The sequence below is a fragment of the Corynebacterium sp. HMSC056F09 genome, assembly GCF_001815785.1.
In the GTDB taxonomy this organism is placed as follows: Bacteria; Actinomycetota; Actinomycetes; order Mycobacteriales; family Mycobacteriaceae; genus Corynebacterium; species Corynebacterium hiratae.
Map to the genome: position 1 here is coordinate 1 of NZ_KV821969.1, position 25,056 is coordinate 25,056.

At 60.9% G+C, this 25,056-nt stretch carries 23 protein-coding genes and 1 tRNA gene; 16 read left to right on the plus strand and 8 right to left on the minus strand.

The genetic code is table 11. The features are described 5' to 3' along the window. The 5 genes from HMPREF3056_RS11420 to HMPREF3056_RS11440 form a co-directional block, all read left to right on the plus strand. The coding region (locus HMPREF3056_RS11420) for a hypothetical protein (protein WP_083317821.1) at nt 1-435 on the plus strand (435 nt) is incomplete at its 5' end. A gap of 108 nt (nt 436-543) precedes the next feature. Continuing rightward, entirely contained in the window at nt 544-1,023 is a 480-nt protein-coding gene (locus HMPREF3056_RS11425) for a hypothetical protein (RefSeq protein WP_070754876.1), read from the plus strand. Between the two features lie 116 nt (nt 1,024-1,139). After that, nucleotides 1,140-2,045: a DUF418 domain-containing protein gene (locus tag HMPREF3056_RS11430; RefSeq protein WP_070754878.1), complete on the plus strand. Its 906-nt coding sequence runs from the start codon at nt 1,140-1,142 to the stop codon at nt 2,043-2,045. Further along, nucleotides 2,045-3,163, plus strand: coding sequence for a trypsin-like serine protease (locus HMPREF3056_RS11435; RefSeq protein WP_070754879.1), 1,119 nt, complete (start codon nt 2,045-2,047; stop codon nt 3,161-3,163). Before HMPREF3056_RS11430 ends, HMPREF3056_RS11435 begins: the two co-directional genes overlap by 1 nt. Nucleotides 3,164-3,174: 11 nt before the next feature. Continuing rightward, a complete protein-coding gene (locus HMPREF3056_RS11440) occupies nt 3,175-3,363 on the plus strand; it encodes a hypothetical protein (protein ID WP_046648858.1) in 189 nt (62 codons plus the stop codon). 304 nt (nt 3,364-3,667) lie between these two features. Here HMPREF3056_RS11440 and HMPREF3056_RS11445 read toward each other — a convergent pair whose 3' ends face one another. Continuing rightward, nucleotides 3,668-4,696: a prephenate dehydrogenase gene (locus HMPREF3056_RS11445; protein WP_070754880.1), complete on the minus strand. Its 1,029-nt coding sequence runs from the start codon at nt 4,694-4,696 to the stop codon at nt 3,668-3,670. 39 nt (nt 4,697-4,735) lie between these two features. Here HMPREF3056_RS11445 and HMPREF3056_RS11450 point away from each other — a divergent pair, with 39 nt between their 5' ends. From HMPREF3056_RS11450 to HMPREF3056_RS11465, 4 genes are all read left to right on the plus strand, one after another. Beyond that, nucleotides 4,736-5,239 carry a tRNA adenosine deaminase-associated protein gene (locus HMPREF3056_RS11450; RefSeq protein ID WP_070754881.1) on the plus strand — a complete coding sequence of 168 codons (504 nt, stop codon included), beginning with the start codon at nt 4,736-4,738 and terminating at the stop codon, nt 5,237-5,239. 34 nt (nt 5,240-5,273) lie between these two features. Then, on the plus strand, nt 5,274-5,717 hold the full coding sequence (locus HMPREF3056_RS11455) for a nucleoside deaminase (protein ID WP_070754918.1): 444 nt from the start codon (nt 5,274-5,276) through the stop codon (nt 5,715-5,717). 93 nt (nt 5,718-5,810) lie between these two features. After that, the gene (locus HMPREF3056_RS11460; RefSeq protein ID WP_046648854.1) at nt 5,811-6,008 is read left to right on the plus strand and encodes a CsbD family protein; all 198 of its coding nucleotides are present in this window, start codon (nt 5,811-5,813) and stop codon (nt 6,006-6,008) included. A 91-nt stretch (nt 6,009-6,099) separates the two neighbouring features. Next, a tRNA-Ser gene (locus HMPREF3056_RS11465) sits at nt 6,100-6,190 on the plus strand. A 106-nt stretch (nt 6,191-6,296) separates the two neighbouring features. On the opposite strand, the gene HMPREF3056_RS11470 is transcribed toward HMPREF3056_RS11465, so the two are convergent. The 3 genes from HMPREF3056_RS11470 to HMPREF3056_RS13570 all read right to left on the minus strand — a co-directional run bounded on the left by HMPREF3056_RS11470 (nt 6,297) and on the right by HMPREF3056_RS13570 (nt 7,116). Next, entirely contained in the window at nt 6,297-6,539 is a 243-nt protein-coding gene (locus HMPREF3056_RS11470) for a hypothetical protein (protein WP_070754882.1), read from the minus strand. Nucleotides 6,540-6,586: 47 nt separating this feature from the next. Then, nucleotides 6,587-6,715, minus strand: coding sequence for a hypothetical protein (locus HMPREF3056_RS13895; RefSeq protein ID WP_256381183.1), 129 nt, complete (start codon nt 6,713-6,715; stop codon nt 6,587-6,589). A gap of 233 nt (nt 6,716-6,948) precedes the next feature. Further along, on the minus strand, nt 6,949-7,116 hold the full coding sequence (locus HMPREF3056_RS13570; RefSeq protein ID WP_168166986.1) for a hypothetical protein: 168 nt from the start codon (nt 7,114-7,116) through the stop codon (nt 6,949-6,951). A gap of 111 nt (nt 7,117-7,227) precedes the next feature. On the opposite strand from HMPREF3056_RS13570, the gene HMPREF3056_RS11475 reads away from it, so the two are divergent. The 3 genes from HMPREF3056_RS11475 (at nt 7,228) to tgt (ending at nt 12,343) form a co-directional block, all read left to right on the plus strand. Beyond that, nucleotides 7,228-8,466, plus strand: coding sequence for an MFS transporter (locus HMPREF3056_RS11475; protein WP_070754919.1), 1,239 nt, complete (start codon nt 7,228-7,230; stop codon nt 8,464-8,466). Between the two features lie 154 nt (nt 8,467-8,620). Then, nucleotides 8,621-11,053, plus strand: coding sequence for an MMPL family transporter (locus HMPREF3056_RS11480; protein ID WP_070754884.1), 2,433 nt, complete (start codon nt 8,621-8,623; stop codon nt 11,051-11,053). Nucleotides 11,054-11,059: 6 nt separating this feature from the next. Continuing rightward, nucleotides 11,060-12,343: a tRNA guanosine(34) transglycosylase Tgt gene (gene tgt / locus HMPREF3056_RS11485; protein ID WP_070679246.1), complete on the plus strand. Its 1,284-nt coding sequence runs from the start codon at nt 11,060-11,062 to the stop codon at nt 12,341-12,343. Here the strand turns inward: tgt and HMPREF3056_RS11490 are convergent. The 4 genes from HMPREF3056_RS11490 to HMPREF3056_RS11505 all read right to left on the minus strand — a co-directional run bounded on the left by HMPREF3056_RS11490 (nt 12,331) and on the right by HMPREF3056_RS11505 (nt 14,407). Further along, nucleotides 12,331-13,065: a sortase family protein gene (locus HMPREF3056_RS11490; protein WP_070546936.1), complete on the minus strand. Its 735-nt coding sequence runs from the start codon at nt 13,063-13,065 to the stop codon at nt 12,331-12,333. The genes tgt and HMPREF3056_RS11490 overlap by 13 nt on opposite strands. After that, nucleotides 13,058-13,342 carry a type II toxin-antitoxin system RelE family toxin gene (locus tag HMPREF3056_RS11495; protein ID WP_046648850.1) on the minus strand — a complete coding sequence of 95 codons (285 nt, stop codon included), beginning with the start codon at nt 13,340-13,342 and terminating at the stop codon, nt 13,058-13,060. Before HMPREF3056_RS11495 ends, HMPREF3056_RS11490 begins: the two co-directional genes overlap by 8 nt. A 2-nt stretch (nt 13,343-13,344) precedes the next feature. After that, entirely contained in the window at nt 13,345-13,554 is a 210-nt protein-coding gene (gene relB, locus HMPREF3056_RS11500; RefSeq protein ID WP_042528872.1) for a type II toxin-antitoxin system RelB family antitoxin, read from the minus strand. A 118-nt stretch (nt 13,555-13,672) separates the two neighbouring features. Then, complete coding sequence (locus HMPREF3056_RS11505) at nt 13,673-14,407, minus strand: queuosine precursor transporter (RefSeq protein WP_070546933.1); 735 nt, start codon at nt 14,405-14,407, stop codon at nt 13,673-13,675. A 435-nt stretch (nt 14,408-14,842) separates the two neighbouring features. Between HMPREF3056_RS11505 and HMPREF3056_RS13825 the strand changes: the two genes are divergently transcribed. The 4 genes from HMPREF3056_RS13825 (at nt 14,843) to HMPREF3056_RS11525 (ending at nt 25,047) form a co-directional block, all read left to right on the plus strand. After that, the gene (locus HMPREF3056_RS13825) at nt 14,843-15,490 is read left to right on the plus strand and encodes a hypothetical protein (RefSeq protein ID WP_232760836.1); all 648 of its coding nucleotides are present in this window, start codon (nt 14,843-14,845) and stop codon (nt 15,488-15,490) included. Then, entirely contained in the window at nt 15,490-18,471 is a 2,982-nt protein-coding gene (locus tag HMPREF3056_RS11515) for a VWA domain-containing protein (protein ID WP_070754886.1), read from the plus strand. The genes HMPREF3056_RS13825 and HMPREF3056_RS11515 overlap by 1 nt, the downstream gene beginning before the upstream one ends. Nucleotides 18,472-18,541: 70 nt before the next feature. Further along, nucleotides 18,542-22,210, plus strand: coding sequence for a tubulin-like doman-containing protein (locus HMPREF3056_RS11520; protein ID WP_070509666.1), 3,669 nt, complete (start codon nt 18,542-18,544; stop codon nt 22,208-22,210). Further along, nucleotides 22,210-25,047: an AAA family ATPase gene (locus tag HMPREF3056_RS11525; protein ID WP_070679254.1), complete on the plus strand. Its 2,838-nt coding sequence runs from the start codon at nt 22,210-22,212 to the stop codon at nt 25,045-25,047. Before HMPREF3056_RS11520 ends, HMPREF3056_RS11525 begins: the two co-directional genes overlap by 1 nt. The last annotated feature ends 9 nt before the right edge of the window (nt 25,048-25,056 follow it).

The following is a 25,056-nucleotide window of genomic DNA, read 5'->3' on the forward strand; positions in this document are numbered from 1 at the left end:
GTTTATCCACACGAAATGTCCCTTAAGCCGGGCTCCTCGGAGCTGGCGGGGAGCTCGGAGGCGTGGGGGCTAAACGTCGCCCAGCACGGCATCATCACGGACGCACCCGGGGGACTGGTTGAAGCAAACGATGAGCAGATGGAACATATCACTGCTTTCAGGTGGGAGTCTGCGGCGAGCCCAGAGGATTTCTCCTTGAATTTCCAGGACCAGAGGGTGTGGTTGCCCTGTAACGGCGGCGACTTCACCTTGGTTGATGGCGGCGTGGAGCTCAGCATGTTGACGGATAAGGCCTGCCCTAGAGGAAAAGTCGACCTTCCCTTCATTATGTTCCTGTCCGAACCGGCGAAGGTGAAGGTGGACCCCGATGCCTCCGCAACCCCTGAGCGCATTTACCTCGTGCGGGATGGAAAGGCCATTGCCCTTAGCCACTGAGACGCACATCACGCAGCGCTGCGTGAAACGCAGAGCTGACAACAAACAGAAATGAGAAAATCGGCCAGAGCCAATGGTTGGTCGGTTGGGAGGGATACAATGATGCCCATGATTCAAGCGATTCTCTCCGCTATCCTGCTTTTCATTTCCTCCCTCTTTTCTTTTGCTGGCTCCTCGGAGCTGCCGGGGAGCTCGGGCATAGCGGAAGTTGGATCCTCGCAGCGCAACATTGTTACTGGCGTGCCCGCAGGCCTAGTCACCGCCAATGCGCAGCAGATGGAGTTCGTGGTGAATTCCGAGTGGGAGTCCGCGCAGCAGCCGGATTCCTTTCGCGTGAGCTTTAGGGATCGGGTCGTGCAGTTCTCCTGCGATATCCTCAGTTTCCACTTTGAGAGCAGCGGAGATGGTCAGCTAGAAATCACTCGGGATTTGAGGTTGGACAAAATCTGCTTTGGCGCGCAACCTGACGGGGCCATCATGAAACTTCTTGCAGGTCCAGTAACGGTGATGGTGGACCCCGATGCCTCCGCAACCCCTGAGCGCATTTACTTCGTGCGCGATGGCAAAGCCATCGCCCTTAGCCGCTGAGACGCATATCACGCAGCGCTGAGTGAAATGCAGAGCTGAAAACGCACACAAATAAGAAGACCGGCCAGAGCCACTGGTCGGTCTTTAAACGTTTTCAACTGCAAGGAGATGAATAGGTGTCAGCGCGTGCCCGAATAGTGGGCCTTGATATTGCACGTTCCTTGGCCATCATCGGGATGATTATTCTGCACATGGCCAACCTGGTGTGGAGCGCCAAAGTGGTGCTCTCCGGGCTGCCGGCGGCGGGCTTTGCCATCATTGCAGGTACCACGATGATGATCCTTGCCCGCGATTATTCGCTGCGGGTCTTCCTCAAACTGGTCGCCCGCGGTCTGATAGTCATGCTCATCGGCGTGGCGCTGTTGCCCGTCGGCGGCGAGATTCAGGTTGTCCTCGTCGTGATGGGCGCAGCCATGGCTCTTACCGCTTGGGTGCCGCCGCTCGCCACTGTGTGGAAGGTCCTGCTCTTCGCGCTGGCCACCGCGGGCGCCACGGTGCTCTACGCGCCCTATACCCTCCCGCAGGTCTATCCCCTCGTGGCATTCCTGGCGTACATGGTGGCAGGCATGCTGCTTTACGACGTCTACCTCACCCGCCCCACCCGCATCCAAGCCGTTGTGACCGCGGTGGCCGTCGTCGTTGCCGGCATCGGCCTGTGGCAGCGCTTTAACCCGGATATCCCCAGCTGGCTACGCTTTACCGGGCATACGGGTGTGCTTGGTGAAATCCTTCTCTCCGTGGCAGTCACCGCGGTGGTGTTGCACCTGTGCCTGATTATCGGCCGTCAGTTGCCACGCTTGGCTTTCCCCTTCGCAGCATTGGGCTCGATGTCGTTGACAATCTATATCCTGCACATTCTCACCGCACGCTACTGGCAAGCACACGTCTCGCTGCACAACACCATGGCGGCACTGGGCTTTGTGCTCGCGTTCTTGGTGCTGAGCGCGCTGTGGAAGAAGTTCTGTGGAAAGGGTCCGGCCGAGAGGGCCGTGGCTTGGGCAATCAAGGAGGTGGCCGCGTAATGGTGGCACGAAAGATAACTGCTGTTGTGGCCAGCTCTCTGGTCGTGGGGCTAGGCGCTGCGCCGGCCATGGCCTTGGAATTCGCCCAGCCTGCACCCCACTCGGAGGAAAGCGCCGTCGTGGCTGCGCTACGTATGGGCAAGATTGGAAACTTCGGCGATTGCACCGGCACGCTGGTTGCCGAGCAATGGGTACTCACCGCCCGCCACTGCTTGGAGTCCGTCAACAACGAGGGCTCACAAGCTCGCTTTGGCCAGGGCAAGGACACCCGCGTCTATGACGTGGACTCCTGGGCTGTTTCACCGACTATCGACGCCGGCCTCATGCACCTGACCGAGCCCGTCAAGGGCATAAAGTCAGCCAAGCTCGCGGACGCTGTCCCCACCGCCGGCGAGAAAGGCCACTTCTACGGCTGGAGCAGCAGCTCCCGCATGGCCCGCAAGGGCCAACTGCCGATGGCTGAGATGGAAGTAGGCGAACTGCTATCCGGTGGCACCCCGCCGGCCAGCCCAGATGAATCCGGCGAGAAGATGACGCCGGTGGCGCCAGGAGATTCCGGGGCTATGGCGCCTGGCGATATGGCTGTGCCTGCTCCCGGTGGAATGGTCGCTCCCGCCCCTGGTTCATCCGACTCGCCCCAGGTGATGGAGGGCGGAGACATGCCAGAGATCGCTGTTGGTCCCGATGGCGCGGAAAGTATCCCGGCCGGTGAACTCGGGGGAGTGGGCCCGATGATTGCCGCTGCCATCATGGACGTGAAGTCCCTTAATGGTGAGGGCATGCAGGGCGGCGACTCCGGCGGCCCATTCTTTGTCGATGGTCGCCTCGTGGGCGTGGCCACGGCTGGCACATCGAATGCGGACCCGGACCTACCTTCCCCAACAGCGGCGATTACGTCCGTGGTCGAAGTCCGCGATTGGATCGAGGACGTCACCAGCGGCCGCGATACCGACGGAGTTCTCAACGCCGATAACTCCCCGGCGCCGCCGGCAACGATGCAGGTCAGCGCGCCCGCAGCTCTGACAGCCGGCGTGACTGGGGTGGTGGGCCTGATCGTGCTAGCCATCGCTTCACGTTTGCTTCGCCGCAAATCTGGTGCTGAGCGGGGTAGCAACTAGGCTGTTTCTCCATGAAGGAGAAACTCGTTCCGTGTCTCATCGCTGGCGCCATCCTCGGCGTGGTCTTGTGGTTGGCCTCCGGCATGCTTTGGATGCTGCCAGTGGGCCTCGCGGCGGGCCTTGCTGGCTACCCGCTGCTTGGCATCACGCGCGATGAGTCCCAAGCCCGCAAACGTCGCGACGACACCTTCCGCGACTAAGCGCCCCACCTCCCCCTTTGTCACCGCTCTACGCTGCCCGACACCGCGTCGTGTCGTGCCGCCCCGCGCCGTCCCACGCTGCCGCGCACGCTACTCACAGCCGGTCACCAGATGGCACCCCACAAAAGGCTCCACTCAGAAGTCTCCAGTCAAAAGGTTCCTCTGGGGGCAAGTAAACCTTCTGCAGCCAGGTAGAAGGTTCGTTTGGGGGCAAAGAAACCTTTTGACTGGAACCAGGTGAGGGGAACCCGTTGAGAACCGCCTGCTAGGAAAGAAAGTCAGGCCTGGAAGCCCACCGGCGGGGCTAGAAAATCTCGATGCGCCCGCCCAAAGACTCCGTCTGGCGCAGCTGCGCCACCCAATTCGGCGCACCCGGGTGCAAACGCAAGACCGGGCGGGAGGAGATTTTCACCGGGGAGACCGATTCCTTTCGAGCGCCAGATCGGGCTTCGATGCGGGTGCGGGCGCGGAAGCCAGCGTCGGCAAGCGCGGCGATGGAAGGCTGATCCGAGGCCAGCGATTCGCGCGCATCGTGCAGCAACTCAAGGGCCTCGTCGAGGGCCTGGACCAGCGCCGTCGAGTTGGTCTCACACATCTGGCGCACCAGGTCCGGGCGAGTACCCGCCACGCGGGTGCCGTCCTTGAAGGAGCCGGCCGCCAGGGACTGCGCCAGAATGCCGCCATTATCGCCGACCACCGCGAGGGTCTCCGCCAGCACGTGCGGGAGGTGTGAAATGCGGGCGACCGCGGCATCGTGGTTCGCCACGCGCACCGGAACCGCCTCCGCGTGAACCATCTGGGTCATGCGGACCACGTCCGCAAAAATGTTCTCCCATGCGGCGGGAATGCGCTCGCCGCGGGCCTCGCACTCGGCGGCATAGTCATAGGTGATTACCCAGGCAGCGCGGTTGAATAGCCCGGTGTGGGAGTTCTCCCAGCCGGACTTGGAGGTGCCGGCCATGGGGTGGCCACCCACGTAGCGCGCCTGCATGTTGCGCTCCACAATGAGCTGGCGCACCTCGGTCTTGACCGAGACCACGTCCGTCAAACCGCAGCTCGGGGCGTGTTCCTGAATGGAGTCGAGGACCGAGGCAACCGCATCCATGGGCACCGCGACGACGATAAGCGCGTTGTCTTCCTCGGCCCGGTGCAGGATGGCCGGCAGATTATCGGTGACGTCGTAGCCCTGCTTAATGGCCGTTCGGGCACCAGAGGTGGAGTGGTTGTAGCCGTACACGGAATGGCGTGCAGCAGCTAGGTCACGCAGGAGGGAACCTCCAATGAGACCGAGGCCGATAATGCAGACGGGGCGTTGAACATCTTGAGAACTCACGGTGACAATTGTGGCACAACCCGACTAATCTGACGAGGTATGAGCCACGACGATCTGTCCTTTGCCATCACCGTTGCCAGTGCCGAAGGCGGCTGGGTGATTCGCCCTTTCAAGGATGACTTCACCGACGTCAACACTTCCATTAAAGCGGTGCGCAACCTGCGTTCCGAGGGGGCGGCATTCGCGCTGCTGTGCGTGGAAGATGACTATTTCGTCGTCGTGCGCCCGGTTCCGGGGGATGTGCGCATGCTGCTTTCCGACGCCACCTATGCTTCCGAAGACGACTTCGCCGCGGATTTCCTGGACCTGCGCGATATCGATATCCCGGATCTGGACGAGGACGAGTGGGAGGACGCCGACCCCTACGGTGACGGCGACTTTGATATCTTCGCTGACCTCGGACTCGATGAGGACCAGCTGGGCTACATCATCGATAACGATGAGGACTGGCCTTCCGACATGCTCCTGCGCATCGCCGGCGAGCTGGGCTTCGGTGACGAGCTGGAGGATTTCATCGACGGCCTCGACTCGGATGACTCTTAAACCAGCGGAGGGGCTGGTGCGCGCGGAAGCCCGCATGCGCCGCGCCCTGGAGGTTGCGCGCACCACGCCGGCGGGGGATATCCCTGTGGGTGCCGTGCTTTACGACGCCTCCGGCAACGAACTCGCCACCGGCGTTAACCGCCGCGAGCAGCTCAATGATCCCACCGCGCACGCAGAGGTGGAAGCCATCCGCCAGGCGGTGCGCGTGCATGGCGATGGTTGGCGTCTGGAGGGCTGCGAGCTGGTTGTCACCCTGGAGCCCTGCGCGATGTGCGCGGGCGCGATTCAGGCTTCCCGGGTGTCTTCGGTGGTCTTCGGGGCCTTTGAGCCGAAGACGGGGGCGTGCGGTTCGCTGGTGGAGGTATTGCGCGCCCCGGGCGCCCTCCACGTTCCCGAGGTACGCGGCGGTGTACTGGAGGGGGAGTGCGCGGAGCTGCTCACGGGCTTCTTCGGGGGTCTGCGCGGCAGCGGCGCTTAGCCCTTGAATTGGTTAGTGACCCCGGAGCCACCTTCCGATTCGCGTGTAGGCTGGGTGGCCCACGTGAGAGAAGTAGAGAGTAAGGAGAAAATCATGGGTGATTTTGAGAACAAGAAGGACGAGTTCGTCGGCAAGGCTAAGGAAGCCGCTGGCGGCCTGACCGATAACGAGAAGCTGGAGAACGAGGGCAAGGCCGACCAGGTCACCTCTGAGGCAAAGCAGAAGGCTTCCGACGCCGTTGAGGGCGTCAAGGATAAGGCCAACGAGGTCATCGGTAACCTCAAGGACTAATTCCTAGCCTCAAATAGCTGAATCGCTGTCCCCGCCGCCTGGCGTGGGCAGCGATTTTGTCGCTTGGGATGACTCCCGTAATCTGGAACGCGGTGGCGTGTCCGAGCGGCCGAAGGTGATCGCCTCGAAAGCGATTGTTGGGTAACCCCCAACCGCGGGTTCAAATCCCGCCGCCACCGCCACATCCGGCACTCCAGTTCTTTGCTCTGGGGTGCCGGTCTTTTTATGTTTTAGAAGCCAGCCCGCCCCTTCTTGGGCCTTGGGCTTCGGCCTGTATGGCGGGCGATATCAAGGGTGGATATCACTGTCTGGGGCAGAAGTGTTTTCTTCGCGTTTCTTTGTCCGCAGAATCATTTCGACGATAGCTCCCACGATGGTCGCCGAGAAAAAGAAAACTACCCAGGAGAATGGCGCGGTGAGGTCAATATAGGAGAGCGCTACAAAAGCAATGATTCCTCCCGCTAGTAGACCGATAGAGATGCCCAATAGAATTTTTCCCATTTGCTCCTGTACCTTCTTTTTGTCACACATTTAGACCCCTAACCCCTGAATAAGTGAGGCATTCAGTAGGCGATGCTTTAGGTATCGCCTTGGCGGGTTTCTTCAATCTGAAGGGCTAGAAGTTCATTTGTCTTTTCGACTTCTTTGACCAAGAAGTGAAGCCGTGCAGCTATGAAAGCTACCAGCAGGATCAGAAAGATTTGCACAGTCATTCCTTAGGGGACAGTGTTCACGTAAACGTACGGTGACCATTGTCCATCTGCTTTGATGCGTCCGCAGAATTGGCTGTTGGACGCTATTTTTTTTGAGGCAATCCTAGGCACTCCTCCCTTCGGCGTGCGCAGGAACGGTGCTCAAGGATGCCGCGAACGTGGACTCCGCGGCCACCGCCACATCCGGCACTCCAGCTCTTAGCTCTGGGGTGCCGGTCTTTTTATTTTTAGAAGCCAGCCCGCCCTCTATCAACATCTCTTTGGAAATCCAGCGCGGCTTGGCGTGTCTCGGGGTCGTGGTCTTCCGTGCGTTTGTGAATCCGTCGGCTCATCATGCCTGCTGGGATGGCAATGAGAAGGATGGCCGCGATGGCAACGATGACGAAAGTGGACATGGGGTCTCCTAAAGCACTTCAGCGGTTAAAACTTTGACTGGACAGGGGGATGTACCCTGACTCTCTATAGTTAAATACTATGATGTGTAACACTATAAAATGTTGAGGTCGATGAATAGTCTTTCTTTTAAATCTACGTTCTCGCTCGTCTTCGCAGCCGCTGTCGTTTCCGGGTTAGGTGACGGCCTCATCCCGATTGCTTTTGCGCTTCAGGCACACCGAGTAGATCCGTCGGGGCGCGGCTTGACGGTGGTGCTTATCGCGCTGTGGGCGGGCCGTTTCCTTAGTTCTTTAGTGGTCCGAAAGCTGCCGCCACCTCACCGGCCAGTGACCTGGATGCTGGGTAGTGATGTCGTTCGGATGCTGGCACAGTGGGGACTTGTAGCGTGGGTGGTTGCTCGCGGCGATTCCATTGCTGCGTTCGCGCTCTCAAGCTGCGTGTACGGTTGTGCCTCGTCATTCTTTGGGCCAGCAAGGTTTAGCCTCTTGTCGCAGCTGTTTTCCGATGAGCAGCGCACTCGCGTCAATGGAACCCTGTCGATGCTCGGTGATGTGCTGTTTATCGCCGGCCCCCTCATCGGTACTGCCGCAGTGCTCACCTTGGGATTTAACACGGTATTACTCATCGACGGCGCCACTTTCCTCGTGGCCATGCTCTTTGTTCTTCCGTTTCTCTCAGTACGTAGCGAACCAGCAGGAGAAAGCTCTAATAGCGCAGCGGCTGAACCAGAACCGGACAGCGCAGGTTCAACGACTTCGAACGAGCCTCTTGCGTCCCCAACGCTCCCGAGCTGGGTGCGGGTAGGGCTCGGCACCTGGCTGGTCGCGGCAGTGATCAACGGCTTCCTGGGAAGTGCTGGCCCTACATGGATTATGAATACTTTCGACGAAAAGTCGTGGGGGTTTATGGCAACTGCGCTTGCGGTCGGTTCGCTGCTTGGCTCAGCCGCAACAATTCTGAAGGCATTAGATCGGGTGCGCTTTAGCACCTTGCAAATCCTGATGCTGATTCTTCTGGCCGGGCAGATCCTGGCTTTGGCATTCTCCTCTGTCTTCGTGCTCATCGCCGCAGTTGCTGCTGCTGCGTCCTTGTTGATGACTGCGGCAGGCATTGCGTGGGATTCTCTCGGGCAGTCTTTGGGGGATGATGGTCTGGTGCATCAGTTCGCTACGAAGGATCAGCTGGTCTTTACCGCCGGTACCCCACTTGGAATGATTCTTTTCGCGGCACTTTCTTCTCATCCTGGTGTTGCGGCGGTTGCCTTGGCAGCTGCGTTGGTAGTTGCAGCTGTTGCGTCGTCCTTGCCCGTGGCGCGTTCGCCGCGTACTGCAGATATGGCTCAGGCGTAGCGGAGATTGCTTAACTCTCGGCCACGTGGTGGTGCTTTGCTGGGGCGCGTGATGTCGTTAGGGCTTCACAGTCCAACTGGTTAAACTGGTGCACATTCGTGTCCACCACCAAAGCTTCCGCGAGCAATAATCGCGCATGTGAAGGGGAATTTCCGTGGCAAAGCTGCTTTACCACCTAGGCCGCTGGTCTTACATCAACCGATGGAAGGTCATCATCGCCTGGATCTTCATCGTGGCGGCTGCGGGCGGAGCGACCTTGAGCTTGATGAAGCCGATGACCACGGAGTACTCCATCAGCGGCACGCCCGCTATTGATGCCACCCGCCGCGCGGTGGAGCTCTTCCCGGAGAACGGTAACCCGGCCAATGCGCCGTCGGTCAACCTCGTCTTCAAGGCCCCGGAAGGGCAGAAGCTCAGCGATCCGCAGAACAAAGAAGCTGTCGAGGACGTGGTGCACCACATTGCTGAAGGCCTTGATATCCCAGAGGGCAGCCAGCAGCGTTGGGGTAACCCGCTTGAGGTATCGCCAGCACTTCAGCAGCAGGTCATTGAGCAGTTCACCTCCATGGGCTTGCCGGAGGAGACCGCGCGGGCGGATGCCGACAACCTGGCCATGGTCAATGCCGATGAGACCATCGCCTACACCACCTTCGACTTCGATGCGGAAAGCCCCTATTCGGTAGACCCAGCGGATAAAGACGTTGTCCATGAGGCCATGGATATCGGCCGTGCGGTGGGTCTGGAAGTAGAGGCCGGCGGCGCGGGCTTCGGTGATGAAATCCAGGTCAACTCGATTTCTGAGGTCATCGGCCTGGCCGTGGCGTTTATCGTCCTCATTATTACTTTTGGTTCGCTGGCCTCCGCAGGCATGCCGCTTATCTCCGCGGTCGTGGGCGTGGGCCTGGGTGCGATGGGCGTCATGATCGCGACCCACTGGATGGAGCTCAACAACCTCACCCCGGTGCTGGCCGTCATGATTGGTCTGGCCGTGGGCATCGACTATGCGCTGTTCATCATGTCGCGCTACCGGCAGGAGCGCTCCCGCATGGATGGGCCGGATGCCGCCGGCATGGCCGTCGGCACAGCGGGTTCCTCGGTGGTCTTTGCTGGTGCCACGGTCTTCATCGCGCTCTTCGCTCTGCTCGTGGCGCGCATTAGCTTCCTCACCGCCATGGGCCTGGCCGCTGCGGGCACGGTCTTCATGGCAGTGCTCGTCGCGCTGACCTTGGTGCCCGCGATGCTGGGCCTGCTCGGTGATAAGGCCTTCGCCGGGCGCATCCCCGGCGTGGCCGGCAACCCCACGAAGCGCCGCCCGCGCCGCACGAAAGCAACGATGGGCAACCGTTGGGTGCGCACGGTGCAGCGCGCCCCTGGCATCGTCATGGCCTTGGTGGTGCTCGGCCTCGGAGCCTTGACCGCCCCGGTCCTGCACATGGAGCTGGCCCTGCCAGCGGATACCACCTCCAACCCGGATACCACCCAGCGCAAGGCGGCGGACCTGCTCTCCGAAGGCTTTGGCCCCGGCATCAACGGCCCCTTCCTGGTGATCGTGGATGGCGCCAACGCCAACCCGGAATCCGCGGCGCTACAGCCCTATATCCAGGGCCAGGAGGGCGAGGAAGACGAGCAGAAGAAGGCCGCGCTTTCCTCCTTTATCTATTCCGTGCAGCGCCTGAACCAGGTGGGCGGCGTCAAGCACGCCCAGCTGGTGGGCATGAGCAAAGACATGAAGTCCGCGCAGATCATGGTCAGCCCCACCACAGCGCCAACGGATGAGGCCACGATTGGCACCGCCTCCGCCTTACGCACGGCTAGCGCGGAGCTGGAGGATGCTACCGGCGCCGAGATCGGCATGACGGGCCTGACCGCGGTGCAGCTCGATATCACCGAACGCCTTGAAGGGGCCATGGGGCCATACCTCGCCATCGTGGTGGGCCTGGCTATCTTCCTGCTGCTGGCGGTGTTCCGCTCCATCTTGGTGCCGTTGGTCGCGGGCCTGGGCTTCCTGCTCTCCGTCGGCGGCGCCTTCGGCCTGACCGTGCTTGTGTGGCAGGACGGCCTCACCGGCCTGGTGCCCGCGCCGGGCCCGCTGATTTCCTTCATGCCCATCTTCCTCATCGGCGTGACCTTCGGCCTGGCCATGGACTATCAGGTCTTCCTGGTCACCCGAATGCGCGAGCACTTCTCCCGCTTCCCGCAGGGCAGCGGCGGGAAGTACAGCAAGTACAACGCCAATGATGAGGCCACCATCGCCGGCTTTACTGCCGGTGTCCGCGTGGTCACCGCTGCGGCCATCATCATGATTTCCGTCTTCGTGGCGTTTATCAGCCAGCCCCTGCCCTTCATCCAGATTTTCGGCTTCGCGTTGGCGGCGGGCGTGCTTTTCGACGCCTTCTTAGTCCGCATGTCGCTTGTCCCCGCCACGATGTTCCTCATGGGGCACACCACCTGGTGGATGCCGAAGTGGCTGGACAAGCTGATCCCACAGCTGGATATCGAGGGCACCGCACTCGAGGAAGAATGGGAGCGCAAACACGCAGCAGCATCCCGTGAAGCAGAGGATAAGGCAGCGCAGCCCGTAGAATAGTTCCCTATGACTCACCCTAAGCCGCTGCTGGAGACCGACCTTTCCTTCGACGTGAAGAAGGAGCTGGACTTGAGCGGCCCAGCGCAGCCGGGAAAGCACGGCCGCACCGGTGTTATTCACACACCGCATGGCGATATCCAGACCCCGGCGTTCATCCCGGTGGCCACCAAGGCCACGGTGAAGACGCTGACCCCGGAGCAGATTCGCCTGACCGGAGCGCAGGCCATCCTGTCCAACGCCTACCACCTTTACCTGCAGCCGGGCCACGACATCGTGGACGAGGCCGGTGGTGTGGCTACCTTCGAGAACTGGCATGGGCCGACCTATACCGACTCGGGCGGATTCCAGGTCATGTCGCTCGGCGTGGGCTTTAAAAAGGTACTCGCCATGGACGTGGCAGACCTGACGGACTCCGATATCCGTGCGGCCAAGAAGGAGCGCATGGCGCAGGTGGATGAGGACGGTGTGGACTTTAAGTCCTTCATCGATGGCTCCATGCACCGTTTTACCCCGGAGGTCTCCATGCAGATCCAGCATGGCTTGGGCGCGGACATCATGTTTGCCTTCGATGAGCTCACCACGCTCGTAGATACCCGCACCTACCAGGAGGAATCCGTGGAGCGCACGCGCCGCTGGGCGCAGCGCTGCCTGGATGAGCACGACCGACTGACGCTCGCCCGCGGCCCGCAGAAGCCGCGCCAGTCCCTGTGGGGCGTGGTGCAGGGCGCGCAATACGAGGATCTGCGCCGCCAGGCCGCGCGCGGGTTGGTGGAGCTTTCCGATCGCGCCGAGGCAAATGGCCGTCGAGGATTCGGTGGCTTCGGCATCGGTGGCGCATTGGAGAAGGAGAACCTGGGCACGATTGTGGGCTGGGTATGCGATGAGTTGCCCGTCGATAAGCCCCGGCACCTGCTGGGTATCTCTGAACCGGATGATATTTTTACCGCCGTTGAGGCTGGTGCCGATACTTTCGACTGCGTGGCGCCGACCCGTCTGGCGCGCCGCGGTGGCGTCTACACTCTCGACGGACGCATGAACCTCACTAATGCGCGCTTCAAGCGCGACTTTTCTGGTGTGGACGAGGAGTTTGGCGGTTACGTCTCGGAGAACTACTCCCGCGCCTACATCCACCACTTGCTCAAGGCCAAGGAATTCCTGGCCGGCACGCTGTGCACCATCCACAACCTGGAGTTCATGATCCGCCTGGTGGATAACATTCGGGAGTCCATCGACGGCGGCTATTACGAGGCATACCGCGATGAATTTATGGGGCGCTATTACGCCAAGTGACCAGTGACGATGACGTTGTACTCCAAGTCAGTGGTGCCGTCTACCGCACAGGCGATGAGTACGATGCGCCCGGGAACCTCGGTATTCATCAGGTCCGCGTCGCTTCCTAGTTGTTCCTTATCAACTAGGAAGGCGTTATCCACGATCCACTCGCGCCCGGCACCGCCCTCGGAGGTCATGCGGATGTGGGAGCCGTTGAGGATGGGCGTCGTAAAGCGCTGCACTTCCATACCCTCGAGGCCCTCCACGGTGGTGGGGTTGCTCAGGTCCACGTTGGCGGTGACCACCTCGGAGAAGGGGTTGAACACCAGTTTCTGTTGGCCCCAGGCGTGTCCCAAAACGTAGGTGGTGCCGTGCTCTGCCGTGGCGGGGGACTCGCCCCAGTCTTGCACCCAGCGCACCATGGTCTCCTGTGGTCCGGCCGGGTTGAGAGGCAGGACGAAGGGCATCGAATCATAGGTCGCGCCCGTGATGGTGGCTGGGCCATCCATCTCAAACGTGCCGGTCAGAGCGGGTGCTGGGCCTTGGTTGAGCGGGGGAGGGGTGGTGCTGGGTGCTGCGCTTGACGACGCCTCACTGCTCACCGCCGTCGTTTCCGGTGCCGCGTGGCTCGTCGTTTCAGACGACGTGGTGACTTCCTCTGTACCCGAGCATGCCGCAAGGTTGAAGGCTGTAGCCAGGCCAAGGATGGGGAGGAGGGAACCTCGTAGATGCTTATGCATCGTAGATGTCCTTCCGGTGGCCAATAGCGAATACCTCAATCGTTACTTTCTGGTCGTGGATGTACGCCAGAATGCGGTAAGAACCGACCCGATAGCGCCATTCACCTGAACGGTTTGAAGTCAATCCTTTTCCGAGAGCTCGAGGGTCTTCGCAGCCCTCGAGGTTCTTTTGGATCCACGTCACGATGATTCGCGCATCGAATCGGTCAAACTTCTTTAGCTGTTTCCGGGCTTTCGAAGTGAATTCGACGTGATATGAAGTGATTCCCTCCGACATCTTTAGAGATCCTCGAGGACCTCATCAAGGCTAAACCGTTCGCCAGAATCTTCTGCCATTGCTGCGCGCAGTTCCTGAAGGTCGTAGTAGTCTTCGACCCGTTCTAAAAGTGCTGCTCGGGCAAAATCAGATATCGTCCGGCCTTCAAAGGCGGCTAAATTCCGAACGAGTTCCGCGTCGTTATCATCCATGCGAATTGTCAAAGTAGCCATATTTCCTCCTTAACCATCGTGAATACATTGTATTCATTGGGGCAAGTGAAGGGAAGAGTGAAAAGTCCCCCTCAGCACAGTGCGTGCTAAGGGGGTGAAAGATCGGGGCGGGTCGCTGCTACTTAGACGGCGCTGACGTAGGGGTGTCGGCCTCGTCGATAGGCACGTAGTCCTCGCGGCGCTTGACCCAAGAGATAACCAGCGTGGTCAGTGGAAGCATGATGACCTCGCAGGCGGTCTTCCACAAGAAGCCCACGATGACGTAGTTCAGGAAGCCGCTGAAGGAATCGATACCGATGACAGGCGCTGCGATGGCGCAGAACAGCAGGGTATCGCCGAATTCGCCGACGACGGTGGAAGCAACAAGGCGGGCGATGAGGCCCTTCTCGCCCGAGCGGGCCTTCATCTTCACCAGGGTGAAGGAATTGAGCAGCTGGCCCACGACGTAGCCGACGAGGGAAGCCAGCAGGATCTGCGGAACCAGGCCGAGCGTGGCGGCGAAGGCTTCCTGGCCTTCGTAAAAATCAGCCGCGGGCAGCCAGATTGCAATATAAAAGGAAACTGCGGCTAGAAGCGCCATGGCGAAACCGATGTACACGGCTCGGCGGGTGGACTTGAAGCCATAGCATTCAGAGAGAACGTCGCCCACGATGTAGGCGATGGGGAAGAGGAAGAAGGCGCCATCGGTGATAAGCGGGCCGAGCTGGACGCCCTTCGTGGCGTTGATGTTCGAGATGAGGAAGGTAACGACGAACACCGCGACCAGCCACGGGTACAAAGTGGAATGTACCGGGATGAATCGGATGCTCTCGCCACCCTTTGCGGTGGTTGCGGTTGCCGATTGAGTTGTCATGGCTCAGCATCTTTCCACGAAAATGGGGGAAGCAGAAATGGGGAAATTGATTCCCATCAGACGGGGAGTGCTCCCATTCCTCCTCGTTCCTTAAGAAAGAGCAGTTGAGCTGCACCTTCCTGGGAGGCAGTTCCGGTAGTCCACCCATAAAGATCTGTGAAGTGGGCAGAAAAAACGCTCCTAGTGTGGCATTCTTTTGCTTGCAGTGTTTTCGTGTTCCCTGCACGTTTCCTGTCTACTGTGCCACGGTGCGCTCGAAGAAATTCGGGCGCGTTCGAATTTCGGGCCACTGAAGGGCAGGCCGTGTCAGGGGGCACGGCTACCTTGGTTCTAGTCCTTAAGCCTCCGGCTGGTCTTTTTCGCCTTCTGCGCCTTTCGATGGAGTAGGTAGAGGCTAGTCGGCGGCACAACTTCGCATTAGGGAAGGTCATCGATATGACGTTTGGTTCCCCAGGCTCGTCACCACAGTTCGGCGGGCGCCCGCCACAGGGGGCTCCCCAGCCAGGCACAGGGTCCGGAAACAGTTCTGGCTCTGGGTTTGGCGCGCCCGGTGGACCTGGCGGATTCGGTGGCTTTGGTGCACCGAATCCTGCGCAGAACCCCGTACAGAAGCCTTCCTCGGGTTCTGGGTTTGGCCAAGGCTCCGATTCGGGTACCGGTGGCTCCTTCGGCGCGCCGGGCTCGCCGGATGGCTTCGGCCAGTCCTCCCCGGCGCCGGACTACCGCCGCCAGGTGGCAACACCCACGGGTCCCACGAAGGGACCGTGGCCGCTTCTCATTGCAGCGGGCGTATCTGCGGTCATTGCGCTGATTCTGTTGATTGTCGCCCCGCTCGTGGCGGCCCCTACGCAGGTCTTGTTCTTTGGCCTGGCTATTGGCGGCTGGCTGCTGGCTGGAATCGTGTCCTTCATCCTTTTGGGTATTTATACGCTGAAGAACACGCAGCGCCAGGCTGAGACGTTTTATGTAGAGGACACCACGCAAACCTTGCTGTACCGCCTCATCATGGGCGGGAGCTTTGTCCTTGTTATTGTCGCTGCGGTGGAAATCGCCTTCTACGTAGGAAAGGCGGTTGGCGTCTAATGAAGAAGCTCACTCGTGTACTTGCCCTGTCCGCGGCGATGGCACTCGCCGGATTCGGCGGCAGCCTGGGAGCGGTGGCGCAGGAGGCTCCTCCGGCCCCAGACGCCCCCGCGCCGGAGGCTCCTGCACCAGAGGGATCGGAAGGCCAGCCGGAAGAACAAAACGGGGAGAACCCAGAAGACCACGGCGGAGAGAATCCGCCGCCACAGGAGCACGTTGAGGGAATCGGCTCCGAGTCCGCGCTTTCTGAGGTCTCGCAAAAGAACCTCTCTGATTTTGGCTCCTGCATCGCCAGCGAAAAATCCGCGGACCTGTTGTTCGTTCTTGACCAGTCGGCCTCGCTGGTTGGCTATGAGGGATCGAAGCCGACGGATGCTGATTTTTTCCGCGTTGACGCCACGGCGGACATCGTCAAGCAGCTGGCTAACCTCGGGGAGGACAATGGCGCAGACATCAACGTCAAGCTCGCCGGTTTCGGCTCCGAGTACTACAGCGATCCAGCTGACTATGGCGGGTGGACCAATGTCTCCGGCAACGGGGATGCTCTCAAAGGCGAACTGGACAAGTTCCGACAGGAGGACCGTGTTGCGGATCTAGAGACCAACTATGGCGCGGCCTACAAGGGAGCACTCAAGGAACTGGCTTCCCACCAGGGCAGCAGCTGCCGCGCCATCGTGTTCTTTACCGATGGCAAGTACTACACGGATGCCGAGGCTCACGATCTCCAGGGAGCGCAGGACAAGCTCTGTGAGGTAAATTCCTCTGTCACCGCGTTCCGCAACTCCAATATCCGCCTCTTTAACGTGGGCCTCGTGCCGGCTGCGGAAGCACAAGATCAGGTCCGCCAGCTCACCCGCATGGCGGAGGGCGAAGACTGCGGCCAGGGCGCTCCCAACGGTGCTTTCTTCGACGCGGGTGAGGATCCAGCGGCGCTGTTCGCTGCCTTCCGTAACCTCATCCCCACCTCGGGTGGTGTGACCAAGGAGGGAAACCTCAAGGACCAATTCGATTTCGTCCTCGATAACTCCGTGTCCCCAGTGCGATTGTCGGCGGTGCCGAAGAGCTCGGTTGGGGAAGGAGAGCTCATCCCTACCTTGACTGGGCCCGATGGTGAAACCGTTGAGCTCAAGCCTGATACCACTCACGTAGCCGGCGCGAAGGTCTCCGTGACGGAGAACAGCAAGCTTCCAGGCATGGTTGATATCGCGATGGAGAAGGACGGCGACCCCTGGGCAGGCGCCTGGACTTTTGGCTACAAGGTGGCTGAGGGAACTGATGGCGAGTACCTCGCGTCCGTCGTTATGGTGCCGGGCCTCAACCTAGACCTCAAGACGGAAGACGGCTCCAAGGTGGAAGGCGGCATCAACTCGGACCAGGTCCTGAAGGGGCAGTTGGTCGATGGCCAGGGCGAGCCACGCACGCTGGAGGGCGAAGGTACCCTCCACGCCGAGTTCGTACCGGAGGACGGCTCCCCGGTTACCCTCGTGGACAATGCGCCCATCACCGATGGGCAGCCAGTCGATATTCCCCTGGACCAGGTGGAAAACGCCGCATCCGGTCAGCTGGTGACGCGCGTGGAGATCACCACCAAGGGCACCGATGAGCGCCCAGGTTCGAAGCTGGATCCCATCAACGCGGAAACGCCGCTGACCGTTACCCCGGTTAATATGCCGACGGTGGGCTCGGCGCAGACGATCACCATGACGGAAAAGGAAATTACCGTCGATGTTCCCGTGACCGGTCCCGGCAAGGTCTGGGTAGCAGACCAGACCGTGGATTCCGCTGACGGCATGCTTCCCGCAGGAGTACCTTCCGTTTCCGTGAGCTCCAAGCACAATTCTGAGGATTCCGCGCTGGAGCTCTCCAAGGATGAGAAGACGACCATCCCGGTGACGGTGAGCGTTGAGGAGATGGCGGATGGCCCGCTGCGCGTGGAGCCGGTGATTAACCTGCAGTCGGCTGAGGATAACCAACAGCTGGAGCTACCGCTGACGCTGCAGGGCTCGATGAGCGCGCCATTGAACAAGTCCGCGTTCGGTCTGTCCTTCGTCCTTGCGGTTGTGCTCGCGCTGCTGATCCCCTTGGGAATTCTGTACTTGATGAAGTGGATTAGCGGCCGCATTCCGGAGAAGCCGCGCATGTTTGCGAAGACCATCCCGGTCAAGCGCGATGGCGCGAACCTCATACGTACCGATAATGGCCGCCCATTTGCGGTGTCCAAGGATGAATTCCAGGGTGCTGTTCCGGTTGAGACCTCTGCACGTTCTGTTCGCCTGGGTGGCAACGACGCCAAGGTAAAGATGGGCCTGAGCCCCTTTACCGCCGCCCACGTGGAGGTTCAGCGCGATGGCACTATCTCCGGTAAGGGCAAGAAGTCCGGCTACCGCGCAGTGCTGCCACTTGCTGTGCAGAACACGTGGTTCTTCGTGGGCAACGTGAAGGACCGCAACTCCGGAGAGATCGTCCTGACTGTCGATACGTTGGCGCAGGCCAGCGCGTACGACGAGATGTCGAAGGAGATCAGCCGCCAGGCCCTGCAGCTCTTCGACCAAGTGGAATTCCCCGCCGAGAAGTCACAGTCGCAGACACCGCCGCAGACACCGCCGCAGACGCCGCCGCAGGCGGGCCAGCCTGGCCCACAGCCGCCGAATGCCCCGCAGAGCGGACCACACCCTGGCCAACCACCTACGCCGCAGCGCGGCCCGCAGAGTGCTCCCCGCAATGGTGCGCAGCAGCAACCGCCGCAGCACGGAGGCTTTGGGCCGTCCCAGCCATCCGGTCCACCGAATCACGGCCAGCCAGGGCCCACAGGCGGGCCAGGGCGCCCCGGCTTTGGCAGTGGCCCCAACGTTGGTGGCGGATCCAGCTTCGGTGGAGGCTCCGGTTTCGGCCAGCCAGGCCAGCAGCGACCGAACAATCCTGGTAACCCTGGTAACAATGGCGGCTGGCCCCCTAGCCCGGGATTCGGCTCCCAGGGCTAAGCCGGTTGAGCATCACACACCAAACCTAATTAGAACAGAAGCGAACCTCCCCTTCGAAAGGTAATTAGAGATGAAGAAGTTCCTCGTCGTCGGTTGCGGTGGCTCCGGCGCCAAGACACTGGCGTTCATGATGGACCAGCTCAAGGCCGAGCTGCGAAGCATCGACCCGGACTTAACCGAGCTGCCCAAGGCTTGGCAGTTCGTCAACATCGACGTGCCGCTCGAAGAGGAAGCCGGCCCGCAAAAGCTGCCGAACGTTACGCAGAACGGTGGCCACTACGTGGGCATTGGTTCGCGCCAGAACTACAACACCTTCGATGAAGGCGTATCCAGCATCCTGGGCCGCTCCGGCAAGCTCGGGGAGATCGCAACGTGGGCCACCCGCAACCCCGCCACCAATGACGTGAAGCTGGCTGACGGTGCCGGCCAGTACCGTGCGATCGGTCGCATGCTGACCCTTCCGCACCTGAAGGAGATTCGCCAGGCCCTCAAGGATGCGGTGGATGAGATGTTCACGCAGGAGGCGATCCAGGAGCTCAACCGCCTCAATTACAAGCAGACCAAGCTGGACTCTGATACCGGCGATTCACAGCCGGTTGTCCTCGTGGTCTCCTCCATGGCAGGCGGTGCAGGTGCTTCGATGTTCCTCGACGTGTGCCGTGTGCTCACCACCATTCCGAACGTGAACCCGCAGGGCACGCTCGTCTTCATGTACTCCCCGGAGATCTTCTCCGATAACAAGGCAGATGACATGGCCGGCGCGTGGCCGAACTCGCTCGCCATGTTCGGTGAAGTCGTCGCCGCGCAGATGGGCAACTCCAGCGACCATGACCGCGCCGTCTTTGAGGCCTTCGACATGGGTACTCCGCCGGAGGGCCAGATCTTCAGCCGTATTTTCCCGATCGGCTCCAAGATGGGTACCACCAGCGCCCGCTTTGGTGACGGCTCCGCCATGTCCATCTACCGTGGCCTGGGACGAGCCTTGGCAGGACTGATGGCCTCCACCAAGGCCAGCGATAACTTGGTGTCCTATGCAATGACTAACACTCCGGCCGGTGACGGCGGCCGCCGCTTCTTCGGCTGGGATAGCCCGACGGGTGGAACCCCGTGGGGTCGCCTGCCTTGGGGTTCGCTGGGTTATGCCCAGGTGTCGATGGGCCGCGATCGCTTCGCCGAGTACTCCTCCCAGCGCCTTGCGCGCAGTGCCTTCGAGCGCCTCTTCAACGGGCACCTCGACCCGCAAAACCCCGAGGCCGGCGAGATGCAGATTGCCAAGAAGCTGGAGGAGCGGCTGCCCAATGCTTTCGGCTCCATCACGCTCGATCCTTCTTGGGCGCAGGGCGGGCAGATCGACAGCGGCAGCGTGTGGAACTGGCTCAACAGCGTGTTTGGCGGTCAAGCCCAGCAGGCCGCAGACAGCGCCACGAAGTACCTGCAGAGCTTCATCCCCGTAGGCCAGGGCCGCAACGTCAACGAATGGCGTGAAGAGTTCGAGGGCAACATGGCGGATCCGCGCAACGAGCAGGCCATCGCATCTGTTCTTAACAATGCCGCCTATGACATCGTCTACCGCTACGCCAACTTCTTCAGCGATAGCGTGCTCGCCGCCGTGGAGGCGGAGCTGGCCGCGGTGGGCGTGCCTTATGTGCGCGAGATGCTCTCCAAGATCACGGATGTTCTCACCAACTCCGACCGCCTCCTGCCGTGCCTGGCGGAGTACTCCGGCTACTACCAAAACACCCGCGTGCTGACGAAGCCGGAAGGCGCGGATCCCATCCTCAGCCCATTGACCGGTAAGGGACAGATGACGGATCCGACCCCCACCGTCAATGCGCTCATGGGCCTGTACTTCAACCAGTTCTACAGCTACGCCCTCATGGCGATTGCGCACCTGCTCAAGGACGTCCTTCAGGACTATGCCGATGAGAACCTCTTCCACCTCAAGCGCGAGCTAGGGGATGCCCACGCGGTGTTGGAGAAAGCCGTGTCGAAGCGCCCAGAAACCAACAAGCTTGCTGACGTCCGCACCGATGAGGTCAACTCGTGGCCGACGGAGCTCGATGAGGTCGTGGAATCCCGCTTCAAGGGCGCAGAGAACGAAATCATGTTGACCGACGTCAACAGCTTCATCTCGGACTACCGGGACCAGATGCTGCGCACCATCCAGGGCCAGCAGTCCACCGCGGATGTCACCAACTACGAGCAGGCCTATCCCTTTGCAGTGCGTGCGGTCATCCGCGGCGAATGGGAATCGCTCGATGCGGCCCAAGCGCCGAATGACACTTTGGCGCCGCAGAAGCGCACCAACGATGCCTACTCCAACCGGGCCGGCTGGGTTTCCAAGTACCTCTCGCGCCATCCGCAAAACGGCGAAACCCGCGAATCGCAGCGCGCGCACTACCGGGCGAAGATTCGCCCAACTGATCTGCTTGAGCGCTCGCGTCAGTGGATTAATCGCCGCGACTACGAGTTCCAGAAGTTCAATTCGGTGGACTTGCGCCGCTATCTCACGCTCACCCCAGACATCAACGAGGTCGAGCACGCGGAGCGTCAGCGTCGCTTCATCGAGGCTTTCCAGCTGGCCCTGAGCTATGCCCGCCCGCTGGCTGCCGTCAACGATGAGATGGTCCAGCGTATTCACGGCAAGTCGGTGCAGTACACCTATTCCTTCTCCGATATCCCGTTTGCGGAGCTGGGCTCTGCGGAGACCGGCATTGCCGCTCAGCTGGAGTCAGTGCTGAGCCGCCCTGAGATTGACGGTCCTTCTTCCGTAGCTTTGCGCAACTCGCTCAACATGTCGGACCACGTCCAGCACATCGAGATCTTCGGTTCCTACCCGAACTACTCGCCGATCGTCTTCTCCTCCATGTTCAACTACATTGCCAAGGACATTGAGAAGCAGGACAATTTCGACGGCTCCTGGTGGTCTGAGCGCCGCACCCGCCCGTTGCCGGCAGCACTGCCTTTGACGAACACGGAACGCCAGGCCATGGTGGCTGGCTGGATCATCGGGCGTATCACCGGCCGCGTCTACATTTCGAACCCGGATGCCGCCAACGCTGCGGCCCACATTTTCGATGACACAGATGGCGGCGTCAACGATTGGGTGGACTTCCCGAACCCGCTGCTCATCTCACCACGCCGCATGATCAAGAAGTCGGACTGGATGTCCTCGGTGCTGGAATCCATCTTCATCGCCTACGCCAAGGTTCAGGAAACTGGGCGTTACGGTTTCGCCTCCTCGCTGTACCCGTACCAACTGTTGCGTGGGCTTTTCGACGACGGCCTCGACTTCGCCCACTCTGGTGCCTCGACGCACCCAGTGGTGCATCGCCTGGCACAGTTCCTGGCTAACGGTGACGTCCCGAACCGCGGAGTTGTAGGCACTTCTATTCAGGATCGCTACGAAACTTTCGTCAACGAGCTGGACAAGTTTGCTCGCGGCGCAGACCACTTTGTGCCGGGGCACTCCAATGCTCTGCCGGGCCAGGGCCGGAAGGAAAAGCCTTTCGCTGAGATCCGTTCCCGCGAAGTTGCCTCGATAACGCCGTACTACCGTGACTTGGCGCTGGACGTCATCGCGATGGTTCCGGTCATCCGCAACTACCTGGATCAGGCTAAGACGGTGGCGGAGAATCCCGTGGCCCAGCCGGAGCCGCAGGTGCGTAGCTCCGAGTCAGGCTTCGCCCAGCCCACCGCGCCGGAATTCAACCTCAACGACCTGGATGACACCTTCTAATGACGAACGTAATTATCTTTGGACACGGCGCCACCGCGGATGACATCCGCTCCCGCCTGAGCGATCTGCGTGCGGTTGGTCTCCTGCAGAACTTCCTCTGGATCGACTATGCCCACCCCACCAGTGGGGCCGTCGTGCGCTCCTTTACGGAAGAGGGAACGGCGCGCTTGTCGACGCTCGACGAGGCCCTCCGCAGCTTCAGCGGGGACGTCCTCCTCGCCACCATTGACCCGATGGACGCGGAACAACCGCAGGACGTCGACAAGCTCACGGAGTGGGTCAGCGCCGTCGATCAGCGGCTCATCCAGGCCTCCAATCTGCGCGTGCGCCTGCTGCTCTCCGCCCTCCCGCGCGAAAGCGTGGACATCGCCCCGTTGCAGGGCTGGAGCAACCTCGTGCTCTCCCCGGAGGAGGGCGGAACCCCGGCGTCATCGCGCATCCGTCCCATCAAGCGCACCGCGGACGGCTTCGAGCTGGCACAGTTCGCAGCCCCGGCCGTGGCCAGCATTTTCGGTCTGTGGCGCGGCATGCCGGAACCGGCGGTGTTGGATCCGGAGACGCACCGCGTCATCGAAACCGGTGACCGGCAACGCTTCCGTCTCGTGCGCGCTTTCCACCGCACCATCGATGCCAATGACATCGAGGACAAGGTGAAAAAGGCTGTCTTCGATCCCGGCCAGCGTCTGCCGCAGCCACAGGTCAACAACATTTCGCGCGCCGTGCATTATGCCAACCCGGAGCAGCTCACGGAGCAGTGCGCGCAGATGTTCATCAACCAGGAGATATCTCCGCTGGTCAGCGCCCCGACCGCCTATGAAGAGCTGCAGTCCCATAAGGTCAGCGGCTGGGCAGCACTGAAGGATAATCTGCGTCTGTACTGGTCCACGGTGGTGGGCAAGCCCCAGGATTGGGTTGAGGGCCAGCGCGGTGCGATGAACAAGAACGCGGCTACTTTCCTGCAGAAGATGCTCTATGGCGAGGACTCCAGCGTGGAGGTCGTCTTGGCGGGGCACTCCGGCAAGGGTAGCGGCGCGACGAGCGTCGAAGAGCTGCGCCAAGCCAGCGAGCACACCATGCGGGTCGCCCGGGAGCAGCACTTTTCCTTGGGGCAGGAACCGCAGTTGTCGCGCACGTGGGAGGCATATCACGACTATGCACTCGGCTTGGTCGATGGCTCGTGGCGCGAGAGCATCGACACCAAGGGGCTGCGCAATAACCAGGGCAACATGTACATCGTGCAATACGGTGGCCAGTCTGTGCAGGATGTCAGCGCTTCCTTCCAAGGCTTCCACCCGCTGATGACCAGCACGCTGGGCTATACACACGAGTCCCAAGCCACCGTCGCGCCTTTCGATCCAGTAGGTGCCGAGCGTTTCGCCGCTGACATCGAGTACACCAGCCAGCAGACCCGCAACGAGGCGGTGAGCCGCAAGAAGCGCGAGTTCGCCTCGTGGCGAGCAAAGAACAGCACCACTTTCGCCTGGAAGGTGGGCCAGGGTCTATGGGAGAAGCTGGGGCATGCCCAGCAGAAGTACCGCGACGCGCACGCCAAAGCACGCGAGCTGCAAGAGCTGGCCAATAACTTCCAAGCGCGTGATTTCAACGCGGAGAACAAAGCACTGACCCGGAAGCTGCGCACGATGTGGATCGTGCTCTTCGTGGCGCTTGCCCTCATGACCTACATGGTGGCCGGGCGCTACAACCCAGACTTGCCGCTGGGTGAGTATTCGCAGTGGTTCGATTGGCCGTGGTACGTCGTGGGCATCATCCTGGCGGGCATGCTTTTCCTCATCTGCTCTTGGGCGGTCTTTACTAAGGCTCAGCGTGAAATCTTTGACTACGTGCAGAGGCGAAAGCTGCTCAACCGCAATCAGGAAATTGCCGCACAGAATCTGGCCACCTCCTCCGCGGAGATCTCGCGCATTTCCAACGCCTACAACCAGTTCCTGAGCTGGTCGGCTCTGCTGGGCCGGGCGATCTACGCACCCTTCGGACGCAAGGAGACCTCGAGCGACCGGCTGCGGACACCGCAGGCGGGTCTTCCAGAAAACGCTCGCATTGCCCAGGCCGTGCTCAACCGCGACGATGCCGTGCGCATGACGGATGAAATCCGCTCCTACATCTACCAGACGGAATGGGCACACCGTTCGCTTAAGTCACTGCTCGACGACATGAATAACACCTTCGAGCGCAACCGCACTGGTCACTCGGCCGTGGCGCTCAATGAGATGTGGGGCATGGCTGGACTGGGATCCAGCACCGCCTTGGATAACCTGTCGCGCAACCTCGATCACGCTTACATGCAGGACCGTGACCTGAAGCAACAGGAATGGCAGAAGGTCATCACCGATCCGCGGATGACCCGCAGTCTGCAGCGCTACCTTAGCCGCGTGACCTTCCGCGAGGAGGGCGGCAGCCGCGTGCAGAGCACCTCCGAGTTCCTCGCCGGAATGAACCAGGAAAAGGGAGCCCTCCAGGCCTTTAGCCCCAACGCACTCACCAGCGCTGGCGGCGCTGAAGGTTATACCGAAATTGATGGCTCCCGCACGCGCATCGTGGAGGTCGACAGCCAGACCGCGCTGACCAGCCAGCTTTCACGCTCTGTGACCGTGGTGCAGTACGGAAAGATTACGGATTTCAAGTACTTGATTCCGGATGCGTCGTCCAGCGCACAGTCCTTTGCTCAGCCCTCGGATCTGTCCTTGGATGAGCTGGATGATACGAATCACATGGACTTTAAGTCGCCGGTGCAGGAGAACAACGAGGGCTCAGCCGCGCGGCCATTCTTTGGTCAGCCGGCAGCCCCGGACCTCTCAGACCTCGACGAAACCTTCTGACGGAACCTC